Source organism: Aeromonas sp. R4-3, from assembly GCF_040908275.1.
In the GTDB taxonomy this organism is placed as follows: Bacteria; Pseudomonadota; Gammaproteobacteria; order Enterobacterales; family Aeromonadaceae; genus Aeromonas; species Aeromonas rivipollensis.
In genome coordinates this window covers 162,059-184,717 of record NZ_JBFODK010000020.1, presented here as the reverse complement: position 1 = coordinate 184,717, position 22,659 = coordinate 162,059, and the positions used below count along the sequence as shown (strand labels likewise).

20 protein-coding genes and 3 pseudogenes are annotated in these 22,659 nt (G+C 64.0%); 8 read left to right on the top strand and 15 right to left on the bottom strand.

The genetic code is table 11. The annotated features are described in order from the left end of the window. Positions 1 to 17: 17 nt before the first annotated feature. The gene (locus AB5Y91_RS04510) at positions 18 to 917 is read right to left on the bottom strand and encodes a LysR substrate-binding domain-containing protein (RefSeq protein WP_368169180.1); all 900 of its coding nucleotides are present in this window, start codon (positions 915 to 917) and stop codon (positions 18 to 20) included. Positions 918 to 1,032: 115 nt separating this feature from the next. Here AB5Y91_RS04510 and AB5Y91_RS04505 point away from each other — a divergent pair, with 115 nt between their 5' ends. Genes AB5Y91_RS04505 through AB5Y91_RS04495 form a run of 3 tightly spaced genes read left to right on the top strand, consistent with a single transcriptional unit; the run spans position 1,033 to position 4,380 of the window. After that, positions 1,033 to 2,085: an agmatine/peptidylarginine deiminase gene (locus tag AB5Y91_RS04505; protein WP_368169179.1), complete on the top strand. Its 1,053-nt coding sequence runs from the start codon at positions 1,033 to 1,035 to the stop codon at positions 2,083 to 2,085. Between the two features lie 42 nt (positions 2,086 to 2,127). After that, the gene (locus tag AB5Y91_RS04500) at positions 2,128 to 3,240 is read left to right on the top strand and encodes an extracellular solute-binding protein (RefSeq protein WP_368169178.1); all 1,113 of its coding nucleotides are present in this window, start codon (positions 2,128 to 2,130) and stop codon (positions 3,238 to 3,240) included. Positions 3,241 to 3,258: 18 nt separating this feature from the next. Further along, positions 3,259 to 4,380 (top strand): agmatine/peptidylarginine deiminase, encoded by a 1,122-nt coding sequence (locus AB5Y91_RS04495; RefSeq protein WP_368169177.1) that lies wholly within the window; start codon positions 3,259 to 3,261, stop codon positions 4,378 to 4,380. A gap of 80 nt (positions 4,381 to 4,460) precedes the next feature. On the opposite strand, the gene AB5Y91_RS04490 is transcribed toward AB5Y91_RS04495, so the two are convergent. From AB5Y91_RS04490 to AB5Y91_RS04480, 3 genes are all read right to left on the bottom strand, one after another. After that, positions 4,461 to 5,165, bottom strand: coding sequence for an SDR family oxidoreductase (locus AB5Y91_RS04490; protein ID WP_368169176.1), 705 nt, complete (start codon positions 5,163 to 5,165; stop codon positions 4,461 to 4,463). A 204-nt stretch (positions 5,166 to 5,369) separates the two neighbouring features. Then, positions 5,370 to 6,458: an AI-2E family transporter YdiK gene (ydiK, locus tag AB5Y91_RS04485; protein WP_171275278.1), complete on the bottom strand. Its 1,089-nt coding sequence runs from the start codon at positions 6,456 to 6,458 to the stop codon at positions 5,370 to 5,372. Between the two features lie 10 nt (positions 6,459 to 6,468). Beyond that, complete coding sequence (locus AB5Y91_RS04480; RefSeq protein ID WP_368169175.1) at positions 6,469 to 7,848, bottom strand: phosphatase PAP2 family protein; 1,380 nt, start codon at positions 7,846 to 7,848, stop codon at positions 6,469 to 6,471. A 195-nt stretch (positions 7,849 to 8,043) separates the two neighbouring features. Here AB5Y91_RS04480 and AB5Y91_RS04475 point away from each other — a divergent pair, with 195 nt between their 5' ends. Then, the gene (locus AB5Y91_RS04475) at positions 8,044 to 8,421 is read left to right on the top strand and encodes a hypothetical protein (RefSeq protein ID WP_368169174.1); all 378 of its coding nucleotides are present in this window, start codon (positions 8,044 to 8,046) and stop codon (positions 8,419 to 8,421) included. 77 nt (positions 8,422 to 8,498) lie between these two features. Here the strand turns inward: AB5Y91_RS04475 and AB5Y91_RS04470 are convergent, their stop codons facing one another. After that, positions 8,499 to 9,686 carry a hypothetical protein gene (locus AB5Y91_RS04470; RefSeq protein WP_368169173.1) on the bottom strand — a complete coding sequence of 396 codons (1,188 nt, stop codon included), beginning with the start codon at positions 9,684 to 9,686 and terminating at the stop codon, positions 8,499 to 8,501. 260 nt (positions 9,687 to 9,946) lie between these two features. Between AB5Y91_RS04470 and AB5Y91_RS04465 the strand changes: the two are divergent. Further along, positions 9,947 to 10,174, top strand: a pseudogene (locus AB5Y91_RS04465) (DUF1496 domain-containing protein); the annotation flags it as partial. Between the two features lie 669 nt (positions 10,175 to 10,843). Here the strand turns inward: AB5Y91_RS04465 and AB5Y91_RS04460 are convergent. Beyond that, complete coding sequence (locus AB5Y91_RS04460; RefSeq protein WP_368169172.1) at positions 10,844 to 12,292, bottom strand: catalase; 1,449 nt, start codon at positions 12,290 to 12,292, stop codon at positions 10,844 to 10,846. Positions 12,293 to 12,451: 159 nt separating this feature from the next. Between AB5Y91_RS04460 and AB5Y91_RS04455 the strand changes: the two genes are divergently transcribed. Further along, complete coding sequence (locus AB5Y91_RS04455; protein ID WP_368169171.1) at positions 12,452 to 12,937, top strand: GNAT family N-acetyltransferase; 486 nt, start codon at positions 12,452 to 12,454, stop codon at positions 12,935 to 12,937. After that, positions 12,934 to 13,791: pseudogene (locus AB5Y91_RS04450) on the top strand (GyrI-like domain-containing protein). Before AB5Y91_RS04455 ends, AB5Y91_RS04450 begins: the two are co-directional and overlap by 4 nt. Positions 13,792 to 13,894: 103 nt before the next feature. On the opposite strand, the pseudogene AB5Y91_RS04445 reads toward AB5Y91_RS04450, so the two are convergent. The 3 genes and pseudogenes from AB5Y91_RS04445 to AB5Y91_RS04435 all read right to left on the bottom strand — a co-directional run. After that, positions 13,895 to 14,014, bottom strand: a pseudogene (locus AB5Y91_RS04445) (EamA family transporter); the annotation flags it as partial. After that, positions 14,008 to 14,919 (bottom strand): DMT family transporter, encoded by a 912-nt coding sequence (locus AB5Y91_RS04440; protein ID WP_106885589.1) that lies wholly within the window; start codon positions 14,917 to 14,919, stop codon positions 14,008 to 14,010. The pseudogene AB5Y91_RS04445 and the gene AB5Y91_RS04440, both read right to left, overlap by 7 nt. A 122-nt stretch (positions 14,920 to 15,041) precedes the next feature. Continuing rightward, entirely contained in the window at positions 15,042 to 15,482 is a 441-nt protein-coding gene (locus AB5Y91_RS04435) for a DUF2214 family protein (RefSeq protein WP_368169170.1), read from the bottom strand. 109 nt (positions 15,483 to 15,591) lie between these two features. On the opposite strand from AB5Y91_RS04435, the gene AB5Y91_RS04430 reads away from it, so the two are divergent. Further along, on the top strand, positions 15,592 to 17,202 hold the full coding sequence (locus tag AB5Y91_RS04430; protein ID WP_368169169.1) for a diguanylate cyclase: 1,611 nt from the start codon (positions 15,592 to 15,594) through the stop codon (positions 17,200 to 17,202). 23 nt (positions 17,203 to 17,225) lie between these two features. On the opposite strand, the gene AB5Y91_RS04425 is transcribed toward AB5Y91_RS04430, so the two are convergent. The 6 genes from AB5Y91_RS04425 to AB5Y91_RS04400 are packed head-to-tail and all read right to left on the bottom strand — an operon-like array spanning position 17,226 to position 22,496. Then, positions 17,226 to 17,885: an HAD family hydrolase gene (locus AB5Y91_RS04425; protein ID WP_368169168.1), complete on the bottom strand. Its 660-nt coding sequence runs from the start codon at positions 17,883 to 17,885 to the stop codon at positions 17,226 to 17,228. Between the two features lie 39 nt (positions 17,886 to 17,924). Beyond that, positions 17,925 to 18,932, bottom strand: a complete 1,008-nt coding sequence (locus AB5Y91_RS04420) for an ABC transporter ATP-binding protein (RefSeq protein WP_368169167.1) — start codon at positions 18,930 to 18,932, stop codon at positions 17,925 to 17,927. A 6-nt stretch (positions 18,933 to 18,938) separates the two neighbouring features. Continuing rightward, the gene (locus AB5Y91_RS04415) at positions 18,939 to 19,715 is read right to left on the bottom strand and encodes an ABC transporter permease (protein WP_368169166.1); all 777 of its coding nucleotides are present in this window, start codon (positions 19,713 to 19,715) and stop codon (positions 18,939 to 18,941) included. Next, positions 19,708 to 20,607, bottom strand: coding sequence for an ABC transporter permease (locus tag AB5Y91_RS04410; protein ID WP_368169165.1), 900 nt, complete (start codon positions 20,605 to 20,607; stop codon positions 19,708 to 19,710). Before AB5Y91_RS04410 ends, AB5Y91_RS04415 begins: the two co-directional genes overlap by 8 nt. Next, positions 20,607 to 21,440, bottom strand: coding sequence for an alkaline phosphatase family protein (locus tag AB5Y91_RS04405; protein WP_368169164.1), 834 nt, complete (start codon positions 21,438 to 21,440; stop codon positions 20,607 to 20,609). Before AB5Y91_RS04405 ends, AB5Y91_RS04410 begins: the two co-directional genes overlap by 1 nt. Positions 21,441 to 21,449: 9 nt before the next feature. After that, positions 21,450 to 22,496 (bottom strand): ABC transporter substrate-binding protein, encoded by a 1,047-nt coding sequence (locus tag AB5Y91_RS04400; protein ID WP_047440511.1) that lies wholly within the window; start codon positions 22,494 to 22,496, stop codon positions 21,450 to 21,452. Between the last annotated feature and the right edge of the window lie 163 nt (positions 22,497 to 22,659).

Below are 22,659 nucleotides of genomic sequence, written 5' to 3'. Positions count from 1 at the left end.
AGATTCAGTGACCTGCCTCAGAGGGCGGCAATGGCATCCTCATTCCCGCCCGCCGCCCCCTCGGTAAATTGCTGGCCGAGCCAGTGACAGAAGGCGCGGCACTCCGGCATCCCTTCGCTCTCCTGATGCACCAGCAGATCCCACTGCGGCCCCTTGACCCTGCAAGCGGAGAGCGGCAGCAACTGTCCCTGCTCCCTGGCCGGTTGGGAGAGCTGTTCGCTCACCAGCGCCACACCGAGCCCGGCGTTGGCCGCCTCCAGCAGCAGGCCGGGATCGGAGAAGTTGAGCCCCCGGGTCTGCAGTTGCAGATCCTCCCCCCCTTTGAGCGTCCAGTGGTGCCAGTCCAGCTCTCGTTCACCATGGAGGGTAGTGCGCTGTGGCGCCGGTTGGGCCAGCACGGCAGGCGCGGCCACCGGCAGCAACCTGTCCGCCAGCAGTGGCTGATGGCGACACTCGGCCTGCGGCGCGAGATCCCAGCGCAGGGCGAGATCTATGGTCTGTTCGGCCAGATCGGGCACCTCGTCGCTGGTGAAGAGCCAGAGATCGATGTCGGGGTGCTGGCGATGAAACGCCCCCAGTCGGGGCAGCAGCCAGTGGCGGGCGATGGCGGTGCTGGTGTTGAGCACCAGCTGGTTCGGCTTGCGGTACTGCTCGAGGCGCTGGATCCCCACCGCCAGTTGCAGCAGCACGCTCTGGGTGGTCTCCAGCAGATCCTGCCCCGCATCGGTCAGGGCGACCGAGCGCCCCTGCCGGTGAAACAGCGGCTGGCCGAGCAGCTCCTCCAGGGAGCGGATCTGCTGGCTGATGGCGGACTGGGTGAGGTGCAGCTCCTGCGCCGCCTGATGAAAACTGCCGAGGCGAGCCGCCGCCTCGAAGCCCCGCAGCACGTTGAGCGGGGGCCAGTGTTTGAACATCATTGATTAGCTCCACTTATCACTTGCACAGAAAATCGATCGTTTGTTCGCCGTGTTATGTGGGAACAGTCTATTCCCATCGTCATCAACCTTAATAGTACCTAATCAGAGAGGGAATATGCGGGAACAGGGAATAGTGGCAAAGGGCTGGTTCATGCCCGCCGAATGGTGCCAGCACGCCGCGACCTGGATGGTCTGGCCCCACAACAAGGCGCTGTGGGAATCCGGCTGGGGCGTCACCCTGGCCGAGGTGCAGCAGGACTTCGCCCGGGTGGTCAACGCCATTGCCCGGTTCGAGCCGGTCAGGCTGGTGGTCGACCCTTCCGCGCTGACCGAGGCGCGTGCCCTCTGTGAAGACAGGGTGACCCTTGTCCCCATTCCGGTGGATGACAGCTGGTGCCGCGACTCAGGCCCCACCTTCATCTGCCACCCCGAACTGGGCAGCGCCGGGGTGAGCTGGCGCTTCAACGCCTGGGGCGGCAAGTCGGTCCATCAGCTGGACGAAGGGCTGGCTCGCCGCATCCTCAACAGCCTGGAGCTGGAGTGTATCGGCAGCTTTCTGGCCAACGAGGGGGGCGCCATCCATGTGGACGGCGAAGGCACCCTGATCACCACTGAGTCTGTGTTGCTCAACAGCAACCGCAACCCGGGGATCAGCAAGGGTGAGATCGAGCAGATCTTCGGTCGCCTGCTCGGTATCGAGAAGACCATCTGGCTGCCGGGGGATCCCGACCACGTCACCGGCGACATGACGGACGGCCATGTGGACGGGGTCTGCGCCTTCAGTCGCCCCGGCCAGCTGCTGGTGGATGCCACCCGGGATGCCGCCTCGACCTATGCCCGTATCGTCAGGGAGAACCGCCGCGCCCTGGCCCTGGCCACGGATGCCAGGGGGCGCACCTTCGAGTTGCAGGATCTGTACGACGCGAGCGAGGCCATAGACACGGAGGCCGAGGTGTTCTGCGCCTCCTACACCAACTTCTACCTAGTCAACGGCGCCGTCATCATGCCCGCCTACGGGGTGGCGAGCGACCGGGAGGCGGCGGCTGTGCTGCAAGGCGCCTTCCCGCAAAGGGCTGTGGTGCCGGTCTCGATCAACCGGCTGGCCCACGGCGGCGGCGGCATCCACTGCATCACCCAGCAGCAGCCCGCCTGGCCGCTGTTGGGCTGATAGTTGCACGGCGGCGGCCAATCACAGGGGAGTAACCACATCATGATCAGGAAGACACTCGGGTGGATGGGCTGCCTGGCCCTGCTGCTGAGCCTTGCGGCCGAGGCCGGGGAGGCCGATGCGGCAACAGGGGAGGAGAAGGTGCTGCGGCTCTACAACTGGGCCGACTACTTCGCCCCCGATACCCTCAGCGCCTTTACCAGAGAGACAGGGATCCGGGTCATCTATGACGTCATGGACAGCAGCGAGACCCTGGAGGCCAAGCTGATGGCCGGTCGCAGCGGTTATGATCTGATCTTTCCCGGTGATACGGTGGCGGAGCGGCTGATGCGGGCGGGCAGCCTGCAACCGCTGGATCAGGGCAAGCTAGAGCACCTGGCGGACATAGAGCCCGGCTTGCGGCGGCTGCAGCAGGCCTATCCCCATTCACGGGATGCGGTGGTGCCCTACACCTGGGGCACCATAGGGCTCACCTATAACGCAGCCATGATCCGGCAGCGGATGGCGGATGCCCCGGTGGGCAGTCTCGACCTGCTGTTCAAGCCAGAACTGGCGGCAAAATTTGCCGACTGCGGCATCTCCATCATCGACTCCCCCGACGAGGTGCTGGCCGTGGTGCTGCACTATCTGGGGCGGGATCCCCACAGCGGCAAGGCCGAGGATCTGGATGCCGCGCTGGCGCTGCTCAAGGGGCTCAAGCCCCATATCCGCAAGTTCCAGTCCCAGCCGGTGACCCAGCTGGTCAACGGCGACCTCTGCCTGTCGCTGGGTTACAGCGGCGACATGACGCAAGCCAGGCGCGCCGCCGCCGAGGCGGGCAAGCGCAGCGACTTTGAATACCGGCTGCCGAAGGAGGGGAGCACTATCTGGATGGATACCATGGCGATCCCGGTGGATGCGCCCCATCCTGACTATGCCTACGCCTTCATCAATTTTGTGATGCGCCCGGCCAACATGGCCGCCATCACCAACAGCACCGGCTATCCGACCGCCAGTGCCAAGGCGAGATCCATGGTGGATGCCACCATGACAGCCAACCCGGATATCTATCTGGATGAGGCCAGCTACGGGCGCCTCATCCCGGGCCAGGATCTTGCACAATCCCAGATGCGTGCCCGCATGCGAACCTGGACCCGCTTCAAGAGCAGTTTCTGAATCCAAGGAGTAAAAGAGATGTCATCCCGACGCCAAGTATTGAAACAGCTGGTCGCCATGGGGGCGCTGGCCGGACTGAGCGCCCTGCCGCGAGCCCAGGCCGCCACCCCGGAGGCCAAGGCGAGCGCCGTTGGCCGCTACCATATGCCGGACGAGGCCGGGCCCCAGGCCAGGGTCTGGGTCGCCTTCGGTGCCAGCCGTGACATCTGGGGTCGCGATTACCAGGAGGTACAGGCCACCATAGGACGCCTGGTGCAGGCCATGGCGCCCCATACCGAGGTGAACGTGCTCTGCCGCGAAGAGGAGGAGGCGCTGGCCCGCCAGCTGTGCGGCGAGCACAACACCCGCTTCATCGTTGCCGAGCTGGATGACATCTGGCTGCGGGATACCGGCGGCGTCTTCGTGCAAGACGAACAGGGATCGCTCGGGCTGGTGGACTTCAACTTCAACGGTTGGGGCGACAAGCAGGAGCACGAGCAGGATGGGGGCGTGGCCGAGTGGGTCAGCACCCAGGCAGATGCCCATTATCTGCAGAGCAGGCTGACTGGCGAAGGCGGGGGCATAGAGGTGGATGGCAAGGGCACCGCCATCCTGACCGAGAGCTGCTGGCTCAACGGCAATCGCAATCCGGGCCTCACCAAGGCGCAAGTGGAGGCGGAGCTCAAGGTCAACCTGGGACTGCGCAAAATCATCTGGCTGCCGGGCATCAAGGGTAAGGACATCACCGATGCCCACGTCGACTTCTACGCCCGCTTCGTGCGCCCCGGGGTGGTGGTGATCAACCTGGACAACGACCCCGATTCTTATGATTACAAGGTGACCCGCCAGCACCTGGCCATACTCCAGCAGGCCACGGATGCGGACGGCAACAAGCTGGAGCTGCATGTGCTGCCGCCCCCGCTGGATGTGCGGGACAATCAATTCAGCCGCAGCCGGGACTTTGCTGCCGGCTACATCAACTACCTGCCGATCAACGGGGCCGTCATAGTCCCCGAGTTCGGCGACAAGGCGGCCGACCGCTATTGCCAGGATCTGCTTGCCCGCCTCTACCCGGGGCGCAAGGTGGTGGCGGTCAACATAGACCCGGTGGCGGCGGGGGGCGGCGGCATTCACTGCATCACCCTGCACCAACCGGCCTGATATCCCGCGCTGGCCGCTTCTGCCGGTGTGACCTAAGACAAGGGGCGCCGCGGCGCCCCTGCCGTTCTATAACGCCTCGCTCAGATCCCCGTCATGCCAATCTCGTCGAGCTGGACATGGGCGGGTTGGCGCAGGGTGTAGAGCACGGCCTCGGCCAGATCCTCCACCTGCAACCAGCCGGGCTTGCGATCCCCCGGGCAGGACGGGGGCGGCACCTGGACCAGACCGGGGCAGAGGGTATGAACCCGGATGCCCTGATGCTGCACCTCTTCCCGCAACGCCTTGGCGAACCCCAGGACGGCAAACTTGGCTGCGCAATAGACGCTGGCCCTGGCATAGCCGTGTCTGGCGGCCTGGGAGGCGATGTTGATGACGGTGCCATGGCGGCTCGCCAGCATGTCCGGCAGGCAGGCCTGGGTCAGCAGGAAGGTCCCCTTGGCGCAGGTGTCCATGACTCTATCCCACTCCGATTCCGGCAGATCCTGCACCAGGTGATCGCTGCCGACCCCGCTGTTGTTGATCAGCAGATCGATGGGGCCGAGCCGCTCCCGAGCCTCGGCGTGGCGGGCGCGCACCTGGTCGCCGTCGCACACATCCAGCGCCAGCGCCATGACTCTCACCCCGTATCGTGTCTCCAGTCTGGCCGCTTCCTGCTCCAGCAGCCCCAGGCGGCGGGAAGCCAGGATCAGCTCCACCCCCTGGCTGGCCAGGGCCTCGGCGATGGCCAGCCCTATGCCGCTGGCCCCGCCGCTGATCAGGGCCCGTTTTGCTCTCAGTTCGTTCATCTTGCCTCCTCCTCCAATGGAGCAGGCATTGTGGCGGCAGGGGCCCGGGGAGCCTAGGGGAGGGAGGGGGGCGGATTCGAACCCTGGTTCGTGTTTTGGCGAGACGATTCGAACTTTGGTTCTATGTGAGCCGCGACCGGGCCCAGGCTGTGCAAAAAAAAGACGCCGCCCAGTGGGCGGCGTCTTGCTTCTCTTGCGGGCGGGTCACTCCGCCGGGGGCGACGCGGGCGCCTCCAGGGCGGGCGTTTGCTCCCCCTCTTTTATCCAGGCATCCAGCAGGGTGTAGCCCACCGCCAGCACCACTGGGCCGATAAAGAGCCCTATGATGCCGAGCGCCAGCAGGCCGCCGATGACGCCGACCAGGATCAGGATCAGGGGCAGATCTGCGCCGCGCTTGATGAGGAAGGGGCGCAGGAAGTTGTCCATGGTGCCCGCCAGCAGGGACCAGACCAGCAGGAAGGTGCCCCAGGTAGTATCCCCGCTCCAGTAGAGGTAACCCACGCTGGCCAGCAGCACCGGGAAGGGTCCTATCTGGGCGACGATCAGCAGGAACATCAGCACCACCAGGATCATGACGTAGGGAATGCCGGCAATCAGCAGGCCTATCCCGGCCACAGAGGATTGTACCAGGGCGGTCACCACCACCCCCATGGCGACGGCGCGGATGGCCTGGGAGGCGAGCACGACGGCGTTGTCACCACGCTGGCCCGCCAGGCGGTGGGCGAAGCGGCGAATGCCGTCGGCGGCTTTTTCCCCAGAGTGATAGAGCAGGCCGCAGATGGCCACCGTCAGCAGGAAGTGGACGAACAGCAGGCCGAGGTTGCCCGCCTGGGAGGCGAGCCAGCGGGCTGTCTGGCCGAAGTAGGGGGCCAGCTTGGTGAACAGCACCTGGCCGCCGCTCGCCAGTATCTGCTGCCAGAACTCAAACAGCTTGTCGCCGACCAGAGGCACCTGTTGCAGCCAGAGCAGCGCGGGGGGCGGGGAGTGGCTGATGCGGGTGCCCAGCTCGATCAGCATGGGGGCCTTCTCCGCCACGTTGGCCAGCGCCATGAACAGGGGGATGACGAACATCAGCAGCAGGATGCAGCTCATCAGCAGGGCTGCCAAGGCGCGCTTGCCCCACAGCAGGCGCTGGGCCATCTGCATCAGCGGCCAGGTGGCTATGGTGATCATGGTGGCCCAGACCAGGGCGGGCAGGAAGGGGCGCAGCACCATGAAGCACGAGATGATGAGCAGGCTGAGAAACAGCAGGCCCAGGGTGATCTTGGCCAAATCCACTTTTTTCATATGCATTGCGTTCCCTTTAACGAGGGGTGGGGCGCCGGGATCCGGCGCCAGTATGGATAAAAGACAGCAGCCACCAGAGCGCGGCACTCAGCCAGAACCCCAGGCAGCCATAGAGTAACCCTTTTCCCGCCAGGATCAGCAGCGAGCTGTCGGTCAGCACAGGGAGCACGAACAGCCCCCCTGCGATCAGCAGGCCGCCCGCCAGGGCCAGCAGTGTGGCATGGAGGGCGGGAGTTGGGTGTCGTTCGAGTTGTAGCAGATTACCCGATACCAGCCCCAGGGTGAACATGGCGAGCCCTGCCAGGGCGCTGGATTGGGTCAGCCAACCCGCCAGGGCGCTGGCCAGCAACAATAGCACCCAGGGGGCTTGGCGCTGCGCCAGTGCCGCCAGGGGGGAGCGCAGTGCCAGCAGCAGGGCACCGAGACCCAGGCCGGCCGCCACGTCCGAGATAAAGTGCACGCCGAGCCAGACGCGGGCCAGCCCGGCCAGGGCTGCCAGCAGCAGGGCCAGCCCCATGCCCTGCCAGGCTTTGAGTGTGGGCAGGGCGCCGAGCAGCAGGCCCCAGAACAGCAGGGTCGAGGCGGTGTGGCCGCTCGGCATGCCAAAGCCCTGTGCGCTCCGCTGCCCTAGCATGGGGTCGAGGTGGAAGGGCCTGGGCCAGGCTATCCCCTCCTTGAGCAGTTGCACCAAGAGGGTGAGCAGCACCATGGCAAACAGCAGGTTGCGCAGCCTTGGCCAGCCCAGCAAGGGGAGCAAGAAGGGGAGCAGGGCCAGCTGGAAGGCCGCCGATCCCAGCAGGTTGCCGACCTCGAGCCAGCTTGCGTCTGGCCCCAGCCACTGCTGCAGACGCTGGATCAGCGGCAGCTCGGCCCTGTGCAGGGCGCTGCCTTCGCGACTGAAGTCCGACACCCACAGCACCTCGCTCTCGGGGACCTGGGCCAGCCTGGGAGTGATCCAGTCGAGTTGCGTCGGGAAGCGACGCTGATCATGGGGCAGGCGGGCGGCATCGATCAGCCTGGCATTGAGGATCTCGCCGCCTAGGTTGGGGGCCTGGAGCAGGGAGACAAAACCCGAGCCGCGCTGGGCCCGGATGGGGGTCAGCGTCTGGCAGGCGAATACGGTGGCGCGCTGCCAGCGCCCCAGCTCCCCGGTGATCCGGCCATGGAGCCCAGTTTCCTCGAACAGCTCCCGCAGGGCCGCCTGGGCGGGCGTCTCGCCCCCGTCTATGTAGCCGCCACTCAGGCTGTAGCGATCGGAGATCCTGTCCTGGACCAGCAACAGTTCCTGCTGATGGCGGATCACGCAGGCGGCCGCCCCGGGGGGCGCCTCGGCGGCGAACAGGGAAGATGACAGGGAGCCGAGCAGCAGAAGCAGTAAAAGAGCGGGTCTGAGCATGATGGCGCGACTAAGGGAATAGATGGGGACAAGGGTCACAGAAATCAGATACTTGGGCAATGACTTCCGGTGGATGGCCGGCGCCGGCAGGGGGCGTCTCGGCCCAATCTGGGGCGCAAGGATTGCCGTCGGCGCGGGCAGTCCCTAGTATTGGCGGCTATTGTTCTTCTCATTCAACACATCTTGGGGCCTTTCATGCGACAGTTCGGTTTCTTCCTGGGGATTGCCATCGGCGTCATCCTGATACTGTTTGGCAGCATCGTCATCTTCCAGGCCTTGCCTGCCGCACTGGACGTGCTGGAGATGCCGAGCCGCATCCCGTTCGTGCGCGAGGTCTACACCTGGCTGATGACCAGTGCCAATGGCCTCACCAGCCAGCTGGAGCAGAACTTCCTGGAAGCCTTCCAGACGGTGCTCAAGCTGATCCTGCTCATCACCTTCATGTGGGTCTGCGTCAAGCTGGTCAACATGGGGGTGCTGATCATCCGGGCCGGGGTCGACCTCATTCGCACCGCCATCGAGCACAGCGAAGACAAGGTGGCCAAGCCCAACGAGCAGGACCGCCACCTGTAAGGCTCCCCTGCCCATTCGCAGATAAACGACAGGCCATCCTAGGATGGCCTGTTTGCATGGTGAACGGGTTCGCCCTCTTAGTTGAGCAGCTTCTCCAGCTCGGCTTCGGCATCCGCCCTGGCCTGATCGCTCTGCTTCATCCCCTGGGTTTCCACCTTGTCGGCCTGCGCCTGCATGGTGCCGGTCGCTCCGCTTACCACCTTGCTCAGCTGTTGCTGCGTCTTGGCTGCGGCGCTGACGGCCTTGTCCGCCTGTTGCTGCGTACTGGCTGAGGCCTGCTTGGCGGTGTCGCTGACGGCCTTGTCCGCCTGTTGCTGCGTCTTGGCTGCCGCCTGCTTGGCGGTGTCGCTGACGGCCTTGTCCGCCTGTTGCTGCGCGCTGGCTGCGGCCTGCTTGGCGGTGTCGCTGACCGCCTGCTGGGCGGAGTGGCTCACGGCCTGGTTGGCTTGCCGCAGAAGATCGGTGGCATCGCTCACCGTCTGGGTGGCTGAGTCACTCACGGCCTTGCTGGCCTGCTGCGGCGCCTTGGTGGTGACGCTGCCGACCGCCTGGGTGGCCGAGTCGCTCACCGCCTTGCTCGCTTGCTGCTGCGCCTGGGCTGTGGCACTGCCGACCGCCTGGGTGGCCGAGTCGCTCACCGCTTTGGTCGCCTGCTGCTGCGCCTGGGCAGTGGCACTGCCGATCACCTGGCTGGTGGAGTCGGCCAGGGCCTGGGTCGCGCTCTGTTGCAGGTTGCCCATCACATTGCCAAGCAGGGAACCGCTGGTTCCCGTCATCACCTTGCCGGCGTCGGTGAGGGCGGTGGCGGTCGGGTTGCCGGCCTGCCACTCCTGCATGGCGCTCGGCCAGGCCGGGGTCGCCGCCGTCAGATTCTCGCCGAAGACCTGAGTCGCGCCGTCTCCTTTCTGCAACATGACGGAGAGCTGGTTGGTGTCGGCGTTCCACACCATGCCGGCCTGTTTGGCCACATCCGGCACAGGGGCGTAGCGGGAAACCACATAAAACAGCGGCCCCTCCTGCTGCAACTCGTTGGCCGTCTTGAGCAGCTGCATGGTGCTGTCGTAGTTGGGCCCCAGCATGGCGGTCATCCTGTCCTTGATCAGCGGCTGCTCGAACAGGTTGGCCTCGTTCGGATCGAAACCGACCAGGGGTTTGAGCAGGGCCCACATCAGCTGGCTGGTGGGGCTCATCATCAGCAAGGGGGCCACGCAGGCGGACAACATCAGACTCAGGCAGGCGGCCTTGAGCAACGGCATGATACGCATCGACAACATATCCAAGTAATTATTTGATTAATAAGGTTATATACTGTCTTTTCCCGACAGCATGACCCGAACTGGCCCGGCTCTTCACTCATGGGGAGCGGCGGGCGCTGGCAGGCTATCATATTGCTTCCGGAATGCCAGATGAGCCGACACTTATTGGTCAAGTCGGCGACGCTGGTGGTCGCTTTAGGGGATCACTCTCTCGTTGTCACAGGTGTCACTCATGATCCGAACCGCGTTTTGTCTGTTTGCCCTCGGCGGGCACGGATCTGGTGTTGCCCCTGGGCTCGTTGCCCGAGCGGGTCTGCTGGTATCAGGATCAGAAATATTCCCTCGGATCTCGCATCCAGCAGGGGGATCTCTGGCTTGAGTGCGGCCCGCAAAACGAGCAGGAGAGCAACGGGCCCCTGGCCTGGCGCGAACCCGCCATCTACGAGCCGATTGACGAGGGGGTGGCCAACAGGGAGACGATCAGGGTGGGTCAGTGAGCCTTTTCTTGATCCAGCTACAGACACGGCCGTGATCCCTGTCGCATAATGCAGCTCCTTTCTTCTCTTGGCTGGAACCTAAGAAATGGCTCGTCGCTCTTCCAATGCACAACGTCGTCGCAGTAGCTGGTGGTACAAACGCTTGTTGGCAAGGGAGCGGGAAGAGCGCGAAGCGCGTTCCGTTCGGGATTGATACTGCATTGAAAAAACGGAGCCTCGGGCTCCGTTTCTTATTCATCACCACGGGTGAATAATGGTGTCGCTCTGCCAATGCACAAGGTCGTTGCCCTAGTGAGCTGGTGATACAAACGCTTGTTGGTAAGGGAGCGGGAAGAGCGCGAAGGCGCTGCGTTCGGGATTGATACTGCATTGAAAAACGGAGCCTCGGGCTCCGTTTCCTATTCATAACCACTGGTTCATTACCGCAGGCAGCTTTATTACCGCAGGTGGATAATGGTGCCGCTCTGCCAATGCACAAGGTCGTTGCCGTCGTGAGCTGGTGATACAAACGCTTGTTGGCAAGGGAGTGGGAAGAGCGCGAGGGCGCTGCGTCCGGGATTGATACCGCATTGAAAAACGGAGCCTCGGGCTCCGTTTTTCATTCATCACCGTCAGCATCATGACAACGGGGGCCATCAGGCCCCCGTTTTGCTTTTTCAGATCTGCGGCTTAGCGCTGCAAGGCGGCCAGTGCCAGCTCGACCCGCTTGGCGTACTCGGGATCGGCCTGCTCGAAGTGCTTGAGCTGGGCCGCGACTATGGCGTCATCCTCCACATTGATGAGAGAGCGCGCCAGGTTGGCGGCGAGGCGAGCACGCTGCCCCTCGTCCATGATGCGGAACAGATCCCCCGGCTGGCTGTAGTAGTCGCTGTCATGGTCGCGAAAATCGTAGTGCAGGGCGGCTCCTTCCAGACTCAGGGCCGGTTCGTGCTGCTCGCTCGGCTGCTGGGTGCCGAAGCGGTTCGGCTGGTAGTTGGGGCTGGCGCCGCCATTGCTGTCGGAGCGCATGGCACCATCACGATGGGCGCCGTGGTGGAAGGGGCAGCGCGGGGCGTTGACCGGCAGCAGGCCGTGGTTGACGCCGAGGCGATAGCGCTGGGTGTCACCGTAGGAGAAGAGTCGCCCTTGCAACATGCGATCCGGCGAGAAGCCGATACCGGGCACCACGTTGGCCGGGGTGAAGGCCGCCTGCTCCACGTGGGCGAAGTAGTTGTCCGGGTTCTGGTTAAGCTCCAGCACGCCGACCGGGATCAGCGGGTAGTCGCTGTGCGGCCACACCTTGGTGAGGTCGAACGGGTGGATTTTGTAGGTCTGGGCCTCGGCCTCCGGCATCACCTGCACATAGACCTTCCAGCGCGGGAAGTTGCCTTGCTCGATGGCGTTGAACAGATCCGCCTGGCTGGTCTCCCTGTCCTGCCCGACGACATTGGCCGCCTCTTCATCTGTGTAGAAGCTGTGGCCCTGCTCTGTCTTGAAGTGGAACTTGACCCAGAAGCGTTCGTTGGCATCGTTGATAAAGCTGAAGGTATGGCTGCCGTAGCCGTTCATCTCCCGCAGGCTCCTGGGGATGCCGCGATCGCTGAACAAGATGGTGACCTGATGCAGGGATTCCGGGTGGCGTGACCAGAAGTCCCAGGCGGCGGTGGCGCTGCGCAGGTTGGTGCGCGGATCCCGCTTCTGGGTGTGGATGAAGTCGGGGAATTTCAGGGGATCGCGGATGAAGAAGACCGGGGTGTTGTTGCCCACCAGATCCCAGTTGCCCTGCTCGGTATAGAACTTGAGGGCGAAGCCGCGCACGTCCCGCTCGGCATCGGCGGCCCCCTTCTCACCGGCCACTGTGGAGAAGCGCAGGAAGACAGGGGTCTGCTTGCCGACTGTGTTGAACAGGTCGGCCTTGCTGAACTTGCTGATGTCGTGGGTCAGGGTAAAGGTGCCGTAGGCGCCGGAGCCTTTAGCGTGAACCACTCGCTCGGGAATACGCTCGCGGTCGAAGTGGGCGAGTTTCTCCATCAACCAGATGTCTTGCATCAGCACCGGGCCGCGGGGGCCGGCGGTGAGGCTGTTGTTGTTGTCGATGACGGGGGCACCGTTGGCGCTGTGCAGGGTCTTGTCAGTCATGAATATCTCTCCTTGTTGATAGGGGGTCAGCCTACGGATCTGCACAGTGATGGGCCAATGGGCTTTTCCTAGCCCTTTGATAGGAAAGACAAATGGGTGCGGGGGGATGTGTAACCGCGCCGGATATTGCATGATGGGGGTTTCGAGAAGGAGCCTCATATGCAGATTACTATCCGTCATGCCGAACCCACCGATGCCCCCGCCTTGCGGGATCTCTACGCCCTGCCCAATGCTCAGGCGGGCACTCTGCACCTGCCCACGCCTCCCCTTAGCCAGTGGCAGAAGCGGTTGGAGAGCAGTGATGTAGTCGCCTTGGTGGCGGAGGTAGATGGGGGGCTGGTGGGCCAGATAGCATTGCATGTGGAGCCCAATCCCAGACGCAAGCATGTGGCAGGTATTGGCATGGGGGTGCGGGATGACTGGGCGGGCAAGGGGGTTGGCTCCGCACTGATGGCTGCGGCACTGGATCTGGCCGATAACTGGCTCAACCTGCACCGGATCGAACTGACGGTTTTCGTCGATAACGAAGCTGCGTTGGCGCTTTATCGCAAGTTCGGCTTTGTGGAAGAGGGGCGAGCCCGCGACTATGCCTTCCGGCAGGGGCGCTATGTGGATGTGTTCTATATGGCGAGGGTCCGCCCGTGATCGACTATCGCGAGCGCCTGACCCCCGTGCTGCGAGCGCTGGAGCAGGAGCCGGATCTCTCCATCGAGGAGCTGGCGAGCCGCGCCTGCCTCTCCCTCTACCACTTCCACCGGGTGTTCACCGCCGTGGTGGGGGAGGCGCCGGGGGAGATGTGCCGGCGGCTGCGGATGCAGCGGGCGGCCTGGCAGCTCTGCTACACAGACGCCAGCGTCACCGCCATCGCCCTGGGGGCGGGTCTCGCCAGCTCCCAGGCCTTTGCCAAGGCGTTTCGCCGTCACTATGGCTGCACCCCGGGGGAGTTTCGCCGTGACAAGGGCAAGAACGGACACCATGAGCGCAAGGATGGACACGCATGGGATGCCCCCCTCTCTTATGCTGAAGGCCACTCATCAGCAAGGAGCAACACCATGAAAACCGTCGAGATGGATGCCCGCACCCTGGCCTATATCCGGGCCACAGGCCCCTATGGCGAAGGCTATGACGCCGTCTGCAACCGCCTGCACCAGTGGGCCGCGCCCCGCGCTCTGGAGCAGGGGGAGTGGATCTTCATCTACCATGACAACCCGCAAGTGACGCCGCCGGCCCAGTGTCGCACCGACATAGGTGTCACGGTGCCGGTGGGGACCCAGGGGACGGGGGAGGTGGAAATCCAGCTCATCCCCGCCGGGCGCTACGCCCAGTCCCGCTACCTCATCACGGATCGCAATCAGTACGGGCCGCGCTGGCAGTAGCACATAGGCGACATAGTGTCCGCCGGGCTGGAGTTTGGCAGCGGCCCCTGTTTCGAGCTCTATCACAGCGTGAGCAATGATCCCCTGCAGGACGATGTCAGCTTCTGCTCCAGCGTGCGATAACGCTGCGGCAATAAAACGAGGCGCCCAAAGGCGCCTCGTTTTATTGGGGGTGGGTGGCCCCATCCCGGCGGCACCCTCTTCCCCGCGCAGCATGCCGCCCGTATCAGGGCTGGCTGGGCACCTTGTCCCGACGGGATTTCCACCACCATCTCAGCCGGATCTGGGAGATCAGCATGCCAGCCAGCATCAGGGCGCAGCCCACCAAGGTGCGCTCGTTCAGGGTTGGCTGGGCACCTTGTCCCGGCGGGACTTCCACCACCATCTCAGGCGGATCTGGGAGATCAACATGCCAGCCAGCATCAGGGCGCAACCCACTATGGCTCGCTCGTCCAGATGCTCCCCCAGCAGCAGCACACCGCCGATGGCGGCGAATACTGTCTCCAGGCTCAAGATGATGGCGGCGTGGGCCGGATGGGCACCGCGCTGACCCACCACCTGCAGGGTGTAGCCGATGCCGACCGAGACCAGCCCCGCGTAGAGCAGGGCCTGCCAGCCCGCCACGGCGCCGCCGAGGGTCGGGGTTTCGATGACAAAGGCAGTGCCAAGACTGAGCAGGCCGCACACCACGAACTGCACGCCCGCCAGGCGGATAGGGGCGACCCGGTTCGAGTAGTGATCCAGCACCAGCAGGTGAATGGCCCAGAACAGGGCGCCGATCACCTGCAGCAGATCACCGTAGCCTATGGTGAACTCCTCGGTCACGCTGAGGTAGTAGAGCCCGGCCATGGCGATGAGGGCACCAATCCAGGTGTTGGCCCCTGTCTTGTGGCGCAGGGCCAGGCCGATGACGGGCACCAGTATGATGTAGAGACCCGTGATGAAGCCCGCCTTGGCGGCCGTGGTGTAGAGCAGCCCCACCTGTTGCAGGGAGGCGGCGCTGAACAGCACGCCCCCGGCGATCAGGCCCCCGACCAGCAGCAGGCGGCGATCGCCCGCGGGTGACCCGGTTTGCGGCCTGGGCTGGCGCGACTTGAGCCACCACAGCAGCGGCAGCAGGGAGGCGGCACCGAGCAGGAAGCGCAGGCCGTTGAAGGTGAAAGGCCCCATGTGATCCATCCCCAGGCGCTGGGCGACGAAGCCCAACCCCCAGATGGCGGCGGCCATCAATAACATCATGTTTGAACGCATACAGATTCATCCCTGAGAGAGCAGTAACAGGGGTACTCGGGCCCTGTCAGTACGATACCCGTCTGCGGGGGGGGTTGTCGCCGGTGATTTGCAATCAGATGGGGGCCAGCCCGGGGACGCTATCAGCCGCTTGCCAGCCTGGCGAGCAGGGGCAGCAGGGCGAGCATCAGCAGGTTGCCCCTGAGGATCCAGATCACCCAGAACTGCTGCTGGATGGAGACTATGGGGGCGCGTCCCTGACGCAGGGAGCGGCGCCAGTGATGGAACAGCCGGCTGGGGTAGCCGAAGCTGAGGGCCATGGCGAAGAATAGCAGCAGCTTGGTGCGATAGCCAGGATTGGCCAGCAGGGCCGCCGGTTGCAGCGGGTGGGCGAGTACCATGAGCACGCCTGTGATGAAGATGAACAGCAGCGCCAGCGCCGCCAGGCTGTCCGCCAGCAGCAGCTTGCGCACCTGTTCGATGGACATGCCGCGCCGGAACAGAAAGTACTCCGAGGTGATGGCGCCGGTCAGGGTGATCACGGCGCAATAATGGAGCGCTGTCAGCAGTTCCGGGTTCAACATCCGAGCCAGTTCCTTCTCGTTGGCCACATGGCAAGCTTCCCTTTGGACGCCATAGAGCGGGGCTGATATTCTGACACTACACGACGTCGGGGGATAGCAGGAGTCAGGGTTGGATAAACGAGCAGTCTCCAAAAAGACCTGGTCCCTGGTTGCCCGGATGCGTCTGGGCTTGTTGCTGTTGTTCATCCCGGTGCTGATGCTGGGGGGTATCTACTACCTGCACATGGAGCGCAGCCTGCAACAAGAGTTGCAACAGCGCCTGCTCGCCACCAACCACCAGTTGCGTCACGTCTTCATCGAACCCTATCTGCACGAAATGGAACGCCAGTTCACCCTCATCTACGACCAGGTGAAGGTGGACGACATCAGCGGCCCCCGACTGAACAATGCGGAGTTCTACCTCAAGGAGTGGCGCCTCTACAAGGGGGTCATGGCAGACCTCATCTACATCTATGTCGGCACCGCCGAGCGCCAGATGCTGATCTACCCCGAATGGCAGGCGGATGCGGGCTTCGATCCCAGGACGCGCCCCTGGTATCAGCTGGCCAGCCAGCATCTGGGCAAGATGGTCTGGACCGAGCCCTATTACGACTACACCAACGGCAACCTGGTCATCGCGCTCGCGCGGGCCATCACCGACAAGGAGGGCAAGGTGCGCGGGGTGTTCGCGGTGGATGCCGTGCTGGCCCCCTTCTCCGCCCAGCTGAACCGGCACCTGGGCGACGGTTACCAGATGATCGTCAATCAGTCCGGCAAGGTGCTGGCCCACCCTGACCCGTCCCAACTGCTCAAGCCCATGGCCCACCCGAGCTGGCTCTCCCGCTTCAGCCAGGAGGATGGCATCTTCCTGGATCAGGATTCCCGGCAGTTTGTGGCCTACAGCCGCCTGCCCGAGCGCAACTGGGTGCTGATCAGCGTGCTGCCGGCGTCGAGCATCCAGGCCGTGGTGGCGCGGGCCTCCCTCAACGTGCTCGGGGTTGTGGTGCTGGCCAGCGTGCTCTATGCGCTGCTGGCCCTGGTCTGGTCCCGTTACTTCAGGCGGATGCTGGACGAGATCTCCACCATGATCCGCGCCAGCAGGATGCCGCCCGATGGGGTACCCCAGGGGGGAATGCATGAACTCAGGCACGTCTATGCCGAGCTGGCGGAGGTGAGCAAGGATTACCACGAGGCGCGCCAGCACGCGAACCTGGACAAGTTGACCGGCCTCTACAATCGCCGCTTCTTCGACGAACGCCTGAACCGGCTACTGCTGGAGCAGCACGCCTTCTGTCTGGCCATGATCGATCTGGATGGCTTCAAGCTGGTCAACGACAACTATGGTCACCAGACCGGGGATGTGGTGCTCAAGCGGGTGGCCAAGCTGGGCAACCAGCTGCTGGAGGATCACGGCTGGGTCTGCCGCTACGGGGGCGAGGAGCTGGTGGTGTTGCTGGCCAACCCTGACATCCACTTCTGCCAGATGCTGCTGGAGCAGTACAGGATAGGGGTCGCGTCCCTGGACTGGCGTGAACCCGGCCTCGGGATCACCTTCAGCGGCGGCCTGGTGGCGAGCGTCCCCGGTCTGGATGCCAAGGGGCTGCTCGATATCGTCGATGCCGAGGTGTATCGCGCCAAGCGGGATGGCAAGAACCGCATCTATCTGGGGGGAGTCGCCCCCTTGGCGCAGCACGAGGTGCCGCCGGCAGACGATGGGGTGCTGAGCAAAGAAGAGGCCTGAGGGCCTCTTCTTCATTCAGCGGCTCAAGGGAGCAAGTGCCACTCCCACAGGGGCCAGCCCAGCTCCGAGGCGCACTGGCGCAGGGCGGGGGCCGGATTGACCGCATGCGGATGGCTCACCGCCCTCAGCATGGGCAGATCGTTGTGGGAGTCGCTGTAACCAAAGCTCCCCTGCCAGAGGTTGTCCCGCCCGGCAAAGAGCTGGTTGATGCGGGCCACCTTGCCTTCGCGAAAACTCAGGGTGCCGCGGGTCTGACCGGTCAGCATCCCCTCTTCCTCGTCGAGCAGGATGGCAACGCAGTGATCCATTCCCAGCATCTTTGCCATGGGGGCCACCAGATGCTCGCCGGAGGCGGAGATCAGCACCAGCTCGTCGCCCCGCTCCCTATGCCATTCGATGCGCGCCAACCCCTCGGGGTAGAGGCGCTCGCGCAGCACCTGCTCGGCAAAGTGGTGGCACTGCTGGTTGAGCCATTGGCGCGACTTGCCCGCCAGGGGCTGCAGGGTGAAGGCCATGTATTGATGCATGTCCATCTTGCCCTGATGGTAGAGGGACATCATCCCCTGCTCCTCGGCCACCATGCCCGCCGGGGCCAGCTGCTCGGCCACCATGTACTCCAGCCAGAGGCTGGCGGAATCCCCGGCAATCAGGGTCTCGTCCAGATCAAACAGTGCCAGTGCCATGAGGGCTCCTTGCGATAACAACGAAAATGAAACGAGGCGTCATGCTACCTCACAGAGCTGATCCCGGGCCACCGCCAGGGTCACGGCGCTCCCCACAGCCAGCAGATCGCCAGCCGAGCGGTTGAGGCAATCCACCGTCAAGAGCCCCGCCTCGCACTCCACCTGATAGCGGATCACGTTGCCGAGCAGCTGTTGCTGGCGAACGATGCCGGGCAGGCTGGGCTCGCCGCTGGTCGCCCCTGCGGGCAGCAGGGTGATGGACTCCGGCCGCAGTGCCAGCTTGCCCTGAAAACGGGGGCCGAACAGCGACTTGCCCTGCTCTGCGCCGAGCAGGTTGTAGTTGCCGATAAAGCCCGCCACAAACTCGCTGGCGGGGCGGGCGTAGATCTGCTCCGGCGTGCCGCACTGCACTATTGCTCCCTTGTTCATCAGGAAGATCCGATCCGACAGGGTGAGGGCTTCCTCCTGGTCGTGGGTCACGAAGATGGTGGTGAGTTCGAGCCGTTGCTGGATTTCGCGGATCTGCTGGCGCAGGCTGCGGCGGATGCGGGCATCCAGCGCCGAGAGCGGCTCGTCCAGCAGCAGGATCCGTGGCCGTACCACCAGGGCGCGGGCCAGCGCCACCCGCTGGCGCTGGCCGCCGGAGAGTTCGCCCGGATAACGGCGCTCGAAGCCGGTCAGCTCCACCAGCTCCAGCGCTTCCTGCACGCTGGCCGAGAGCTCCCGCCCCGGCTGGGGTTTCATCTTGAGGCCGAAAGCCACGTTGTCCCACACCGTCATGTTGGGAAAGAGCGCATAGCTCTGGAACACCATGCCGATGCCCCGCTTCTGGGGGGCCTGCCAGGTAATGTCCTCACCGGCCACCCGCACCTGACCGCCATCCACCGGGGTGAGCCCCGCCAGCGCCCGCAGCAGGGTGGATTTGCCACAGCCGGAGGGGCCAAGCAGGGTCACCAGCTCCCCCTTGCGGATGCCGAATTCGATCCCCTCGAACACAGGAGTGTCGCCGTAGGATTTGTGCAACTGATTGACTTCTAAATGAAACATCTTGGATCACCGATGAAATCTGTTGGCCGCCCAGGTGAGCAGCAGGGTCAGCAGGAAATAGCTCATCACCAGCGCACTGGTGAAGTGGCCCGAGGTGGACCTCATGTTGTAGAGATAGACCTGCAGGGTCTCGTAACGGGTGCCCACCAGCATGTTGGCAAACACGAACTCCCCGAGCAGGAAGGAGAGCGACAGAAACAGCGCCGCCAGCAGCCCCTTGCGCAGGCAGGGGATCACCACCAGCGCGAAGGCGCGGGCACTGCTGGCCCCCAGCAGGTGGGCGGCATCCATCAGATCTTTCAGCGGTACACCCTGCAGGCTGTTGGCCAGTGCCCGGTACATGAAGGGCAACACCACGGTGAACCAGGTGCCGATCAGGATCCACGGCGTGCCGATAATCGGCAGCGGGCCGTCGGCGTAGATCTGCAGCAGCCCCACCGACGAGACCACAGGCGGCACCGCGAAGGGGAGCAGGATCAAGAGGTTCATCCAGGGATCCAGTTTGGGGAAGTAGTAGGCCACCACCAGCACGGTGGGCACCAGCACCAGAGTCCCCAGCAGCAGGGTGGCGAAGCAGACCAGCAGGCTTCGGCCAAAGGCCGCCAGAAAGCGCGGGTCACCCCACAGCTTGAGATACCAGTCGAGGGTGAAGCCGTCCGGCAGCAGGGTCGCCCCCCAGCGGGTAGAGATCGAATAGAGAAAGGTGGCCAGCAGCGGCAGCAGCAGGGTGGCGACCAGGGCCCCCAGCACCCACTTGGGCCAGCTTGGTTGCAAATCACGCATGGGATTGCCCCCTGTTCACATAGCTCTTCTTCAGCAGCCACTGGTTGGCGGCCGTCACCACCCCCAGCAGCACCATCAGGATCACCGCCAGCGCCGCCGCCATATTGGGCTCGAGGAAGATGTCGCCGGAGACCAGGCTGGCCACCCTGATGGTCACCAGATTGAAGTTGCCTGTGGTGAGGGCATAGGCGGAGGCATAGGCACCCACTGCGTTGGCAAACAGTATGATCAGGGTGCCGAGCAGGGCGGGTGTCAGCACCGGCAGTGCCACGTGCCACACATACTGGCCCTTGCTGGCGCCGAGCAGCGCGGCGGCCTGCGGCCACTCATCCTGCAGCGCATCGAAGGCCGGGTAGAGCAGCAGCAACGCGAGGGGGATCTGGAAATAGGTGTAAATGAGGATCAGGCCCGACCCCGAGTAGAGGTTGAAGCCGTCGATCAATCCCCAGGATTTCAGCAGCAGGGTAACGGCGCCGTTGATGCCGAGAATGATGATGAAGGCGAACGCCAGCGGCACGCCGCTGAAGTTGCCTGTCATGGTGACAAAGGCCAGAAGCAGCCGCTTGACCCGCTCGCCGCTGTGACGCAGCGCCGCAGCCCCGAGCGTGCCGATGGCAAGCCCCCCTAGACTGGCGATACCGGCGATACGCAAGGAGTTGCCGAAGGATTGCAGGTAGAAGGGGGAGCTCAAAATCTCCCGATAGTAGGCGAAGCCCCAGCCATCGGGGGTCTGAAAGCTGCCCACCAGCACCCACACCATGGGGGCGAGCTGGAACAGTATCATCAAGAGGACAAAGGGCAGCAGCACCAGCGCGGGCAGCCAGTGGCGGCGCGCCTGGCGCCGGGTTGCTGCGGGTTGATCCAGCAGGATCTCGGTGGTTGCAGGCATCATCAATGCACCTCGCGCATAAAGGCCGCCTTGAGCAGCGGGGGAACCACCGGCTTGTCGTGGGGCACGCCCAGCAGGTCGGCCATCAGGGCGCAGAGCTGGGTCTGGGCGATCACCACCCCATCCGGCCAGCGTTCGATAAAGGCATCGCCAAAGAGCCAGAGCGGCACAGTGCGCTCCTCCGGCAGGGTGCCGCCGTGGCTCAAGTCATTGTTCATGCCGTGATCCGAGGTGATCACCACCTGATACCCCTCTGCCAGCCACAGGGGCAGCAGGTCGGCCAGCAGGCTGTCCATCCGGCGCGCCTGATTGCGGTACTGGCGGGAATCGAGGCCAAACTTGTGGCCCGCATCGTCCACCCCCATGGGGTGGATCAGCAGAAAGTCGGGATCATGTTGGGTTCTGAGCCACTCCCCATCCATCAGCAGATGGCTGTCGGGGTAGTTGTCATCCCAGTAGAAGCAGCCGTGCTGGATCGGCAACTGCTCGTCATGGGTATAGCGATCCCGGGCCGCCAGCCAGGGGCTGCGGTTGTAGAGTTCGCTCACCCAGTAATAGGCCGCGGCTGCGGTGCCTTTGCCTGCCGCGCGGGCCAGATGGAAGATGGAGTCGTGCTGGCTGAGGCGCGTCACCCCGTTGTGGGTGATGCCGCTCACCACCGGCGGCACGCCGGTCAGGATGCACTCGTAGAGGGGCCGGGAGAGGGAGGGCAAGGCAGAGCTCAGGGTCGTATGCAGACCGCGCCCCGCCTCCACCATGCCGAAAAGGTAGCCCATGGTGTGGGCTACCTCGGCTGCCAGGCCATCCACAAGTACCACTATCACCTTGTGTTGCACTGGATTCCCTTACTGCATGTTGATCATGACGGTTTCTTGCCACTGGCGCGGCAGGGCCTTGGAGCTCTGCTCCCAGGCTGCATGATCCTGCACCGGCTTGGCATTGGCATACTGTTCGGCTGGCAGCAGCTTGGCTTTCACGTCATCCGGCAGGGTCACGTTGCTGCGGATGGGGCGGGCGTAGCCACGGGCCAGGTTGATTTGACCGGCATCGGAGAGGATGTATTCACGGGCCAGCTTGGCGGCGTTGGGGTTCTTGGCCCACTTGTTGATGATGGTGGTGTAACCGGCGATAACGGAGCCGTCGCTCGGGATCACCACATCAAACTTCTTGGGGTCGATCTGGTCGCGGTAGTTCAGGGCGTTGAAGTCCCACAGCACACCCACTTCCACTTCGCCCTTCTCGATGTTGGCTATGGTCGGGTCGTTCAGTGACAGGCGACCCTGCTTGGCCAGCTGGCCGAACAGCTCCAATGCAGGCTTGAGGTTCTTCTCGCTGCCACCGGTGGCATAGGCTGCCGCCAGCACGCCGTTGTTGGCCTGGGAGGCCACGCCCACGTCACCCAGGGTCACCTTGTAGTCGCCACCCAGCAGGGATTGCCAGCTGGTGGGGGCGGCCTTGACCAGATCCTTGTTGATCAGGAAGGCGATGGTGCCGGTATAGGCCAGCATCCAGTGACCGTCCGCATCTTTGGCCCAGTTGGGAATGTCGGCCCAGGTGGAGGGCTTGTAGGGCTGGGTGACCCCCTGCTTGACCGCAACCGGGCCGAAGGCGCCGCCCACGTCACCGATATCGGCGGTGGCATTGGCCTTCTCGGCGGCGAACTTGGCGATCTCCTGGGCCGAGCTCATGTCGGTATCCTGATGCTTGATGCCGTAGATGCTGCCCAGCTGCTGCCAGGTATCCTTCCAGTTGGCCCAGCTGTCGGGCATGCCGATGCTGTGGAGCTGGCCTTCGCCGCGGGCGGCCTTCTCGAGATCCGCGATATTTTCGGCGGCAAACAGTGGTTGACTGATGGCCACCAGGGCCAGTGCACTTGCGATCACGCTTTTCATCATCCCATCCCTCTGGACTAGGTCAGTTAAGGTTCGAGAGGGATGCTAGAGGGGAAATATGACGGTGGCGGGGCGCTTTGATGGCGTTTTCGTGACAATCACCCTGTCATGGTGCTGTCATCAGCAGGGGTTACAACTCGGGGTCGACAGCCGCTGGTCTACT

Bases quoted from the DNA above. Each gene is read 5' to 3' on its own strand.
- AB5Y91_RS04480 (WP_368169175.1), bottom strand. From the start codon at position 7,848: ATGCTCAGACCCGCTCTTTTACTGCTTCTGCTGCTCGGCTCCCTGTCA.
- AB5Y91_RS04440 (WP_106885589.1), bottom strand. From the start codon at position 14,919: ATGCGTTCAAACATGATGTTATTGATGGCCGCCGCCATCTGGGGGTTG.
- ydiK (WP_171275278.1), bottom strand. From the start codon at position 6,458: ATGCATATGAAAAAAGTGGATTTGGCCAAGATCACCCTGGGCCTGCTG.
- AB5Y91_RS04510 (WP_368169180.1), bottom strand. From the start codon at position 917: ATGATGTTCAAACACTGGCCCCCGCTCAACGTGCTGCGGGGCTTCGAG.
- AB5Y91_RS04425 (WP_368169168.1), bottom strand. From the start codon at position 17,885: ATGGCACTGGCACTGTTTGATCTGGACGAGACCCTGATTGCCGGGGAT.
- AB5Y91_RS04490 (WP_368169176.1), bottom strand. From the start codon at position 5,165: ATGAACGAACTGAGAGCAAAACGGGCCCTGATCAGCGGCGGGGCCAGC.
- AB5Y91_RS04420 (WP_368169167.1), bottom strand. From the start codon at position 18,932: ATGTTTCATTTAGAAGTCAATCAGTTGCACAAATCCTACGGCGACACT.
- AB5Y91_RS04415 (WP_368169166.1), bottom strand. From the start codon at position 19,715: ATGCGTGATTTGCAACCAAGCTGGCCCAAGTGGGTGCTGGGGGCCCTG.
- AB5Y91_RS04460 (WP_368169172.1), bottom strand. From the start codon at position 12,292: ATGACTGACAAGACCCTGCACAGCGCCAACGGTGCCCCCGTCATCGAC.
- AB5Y91_RS04475 (WP_368169174.1), top strand. From the start codon at position 8,044: ATGCGACAGTTCGGTTTCTTCCTGGGGATTGCCATCGGCGTCATCCTG.
- AB5Y91_RS04400 (WP_047440511.1), bottom strand. From the start codon at position 22,496: ATGAAAAGCGTGATCGCAAGTGCACTGGCCCTGGTGGCCATCAGTCAA.
- AB5Y91_RS04410 (WP_368169165.1), bottom strand. From the start codon at position 20,607: ATGATGCCTGCAACCACCGAGATCCTGCTGGATCAACCCGCAGCAACC.
- AB5Y91_RS04495 (WP_368169177.1), top strand. From the start codon at position 3,259: ATGTCATCCCGACGCCAAGTATTGAAACAGCTGGTCGCCATGGGGGCG.
- AB5Y91_RS04435 (WP_368169170.1), bottom strand. From the start codon at position 15,482: ATGTTGAACCCGGAACTGCTGACAGCGCTCCATTATTGCGCCGTGATC.
- AB5Y91_RS04455 (WP_368169171.1), top strand. From the start codon at position 12,452: ATGCAGATTACTATCCGTCATGCCGAACCCACCGATGCCCCCGCCTTG.
- AB5Y91_RS04505 (WP_368169179.1), top strand. From the start codon at position 1,033: ATGCGGGAACAGGGAATAGTGGCAAAGGGCTGGTTCATGCCCGCCGAA.
- AB5Y91_RS04500 (WP_368169178.1), top strand. From the start codon at position 2,128: ATGATCAGGAAGACACTCGGGTGGATGGGCTGCCTGGCCCTGCTGCTG.
- AB5Y91_RS04470 (WP_368169173.1), bottom strand. From the start codon at position 9,686: ATGCGTATCATGCCGTTGCTCAAGGCCGCCTGCCTGAGTCTGATGTTG.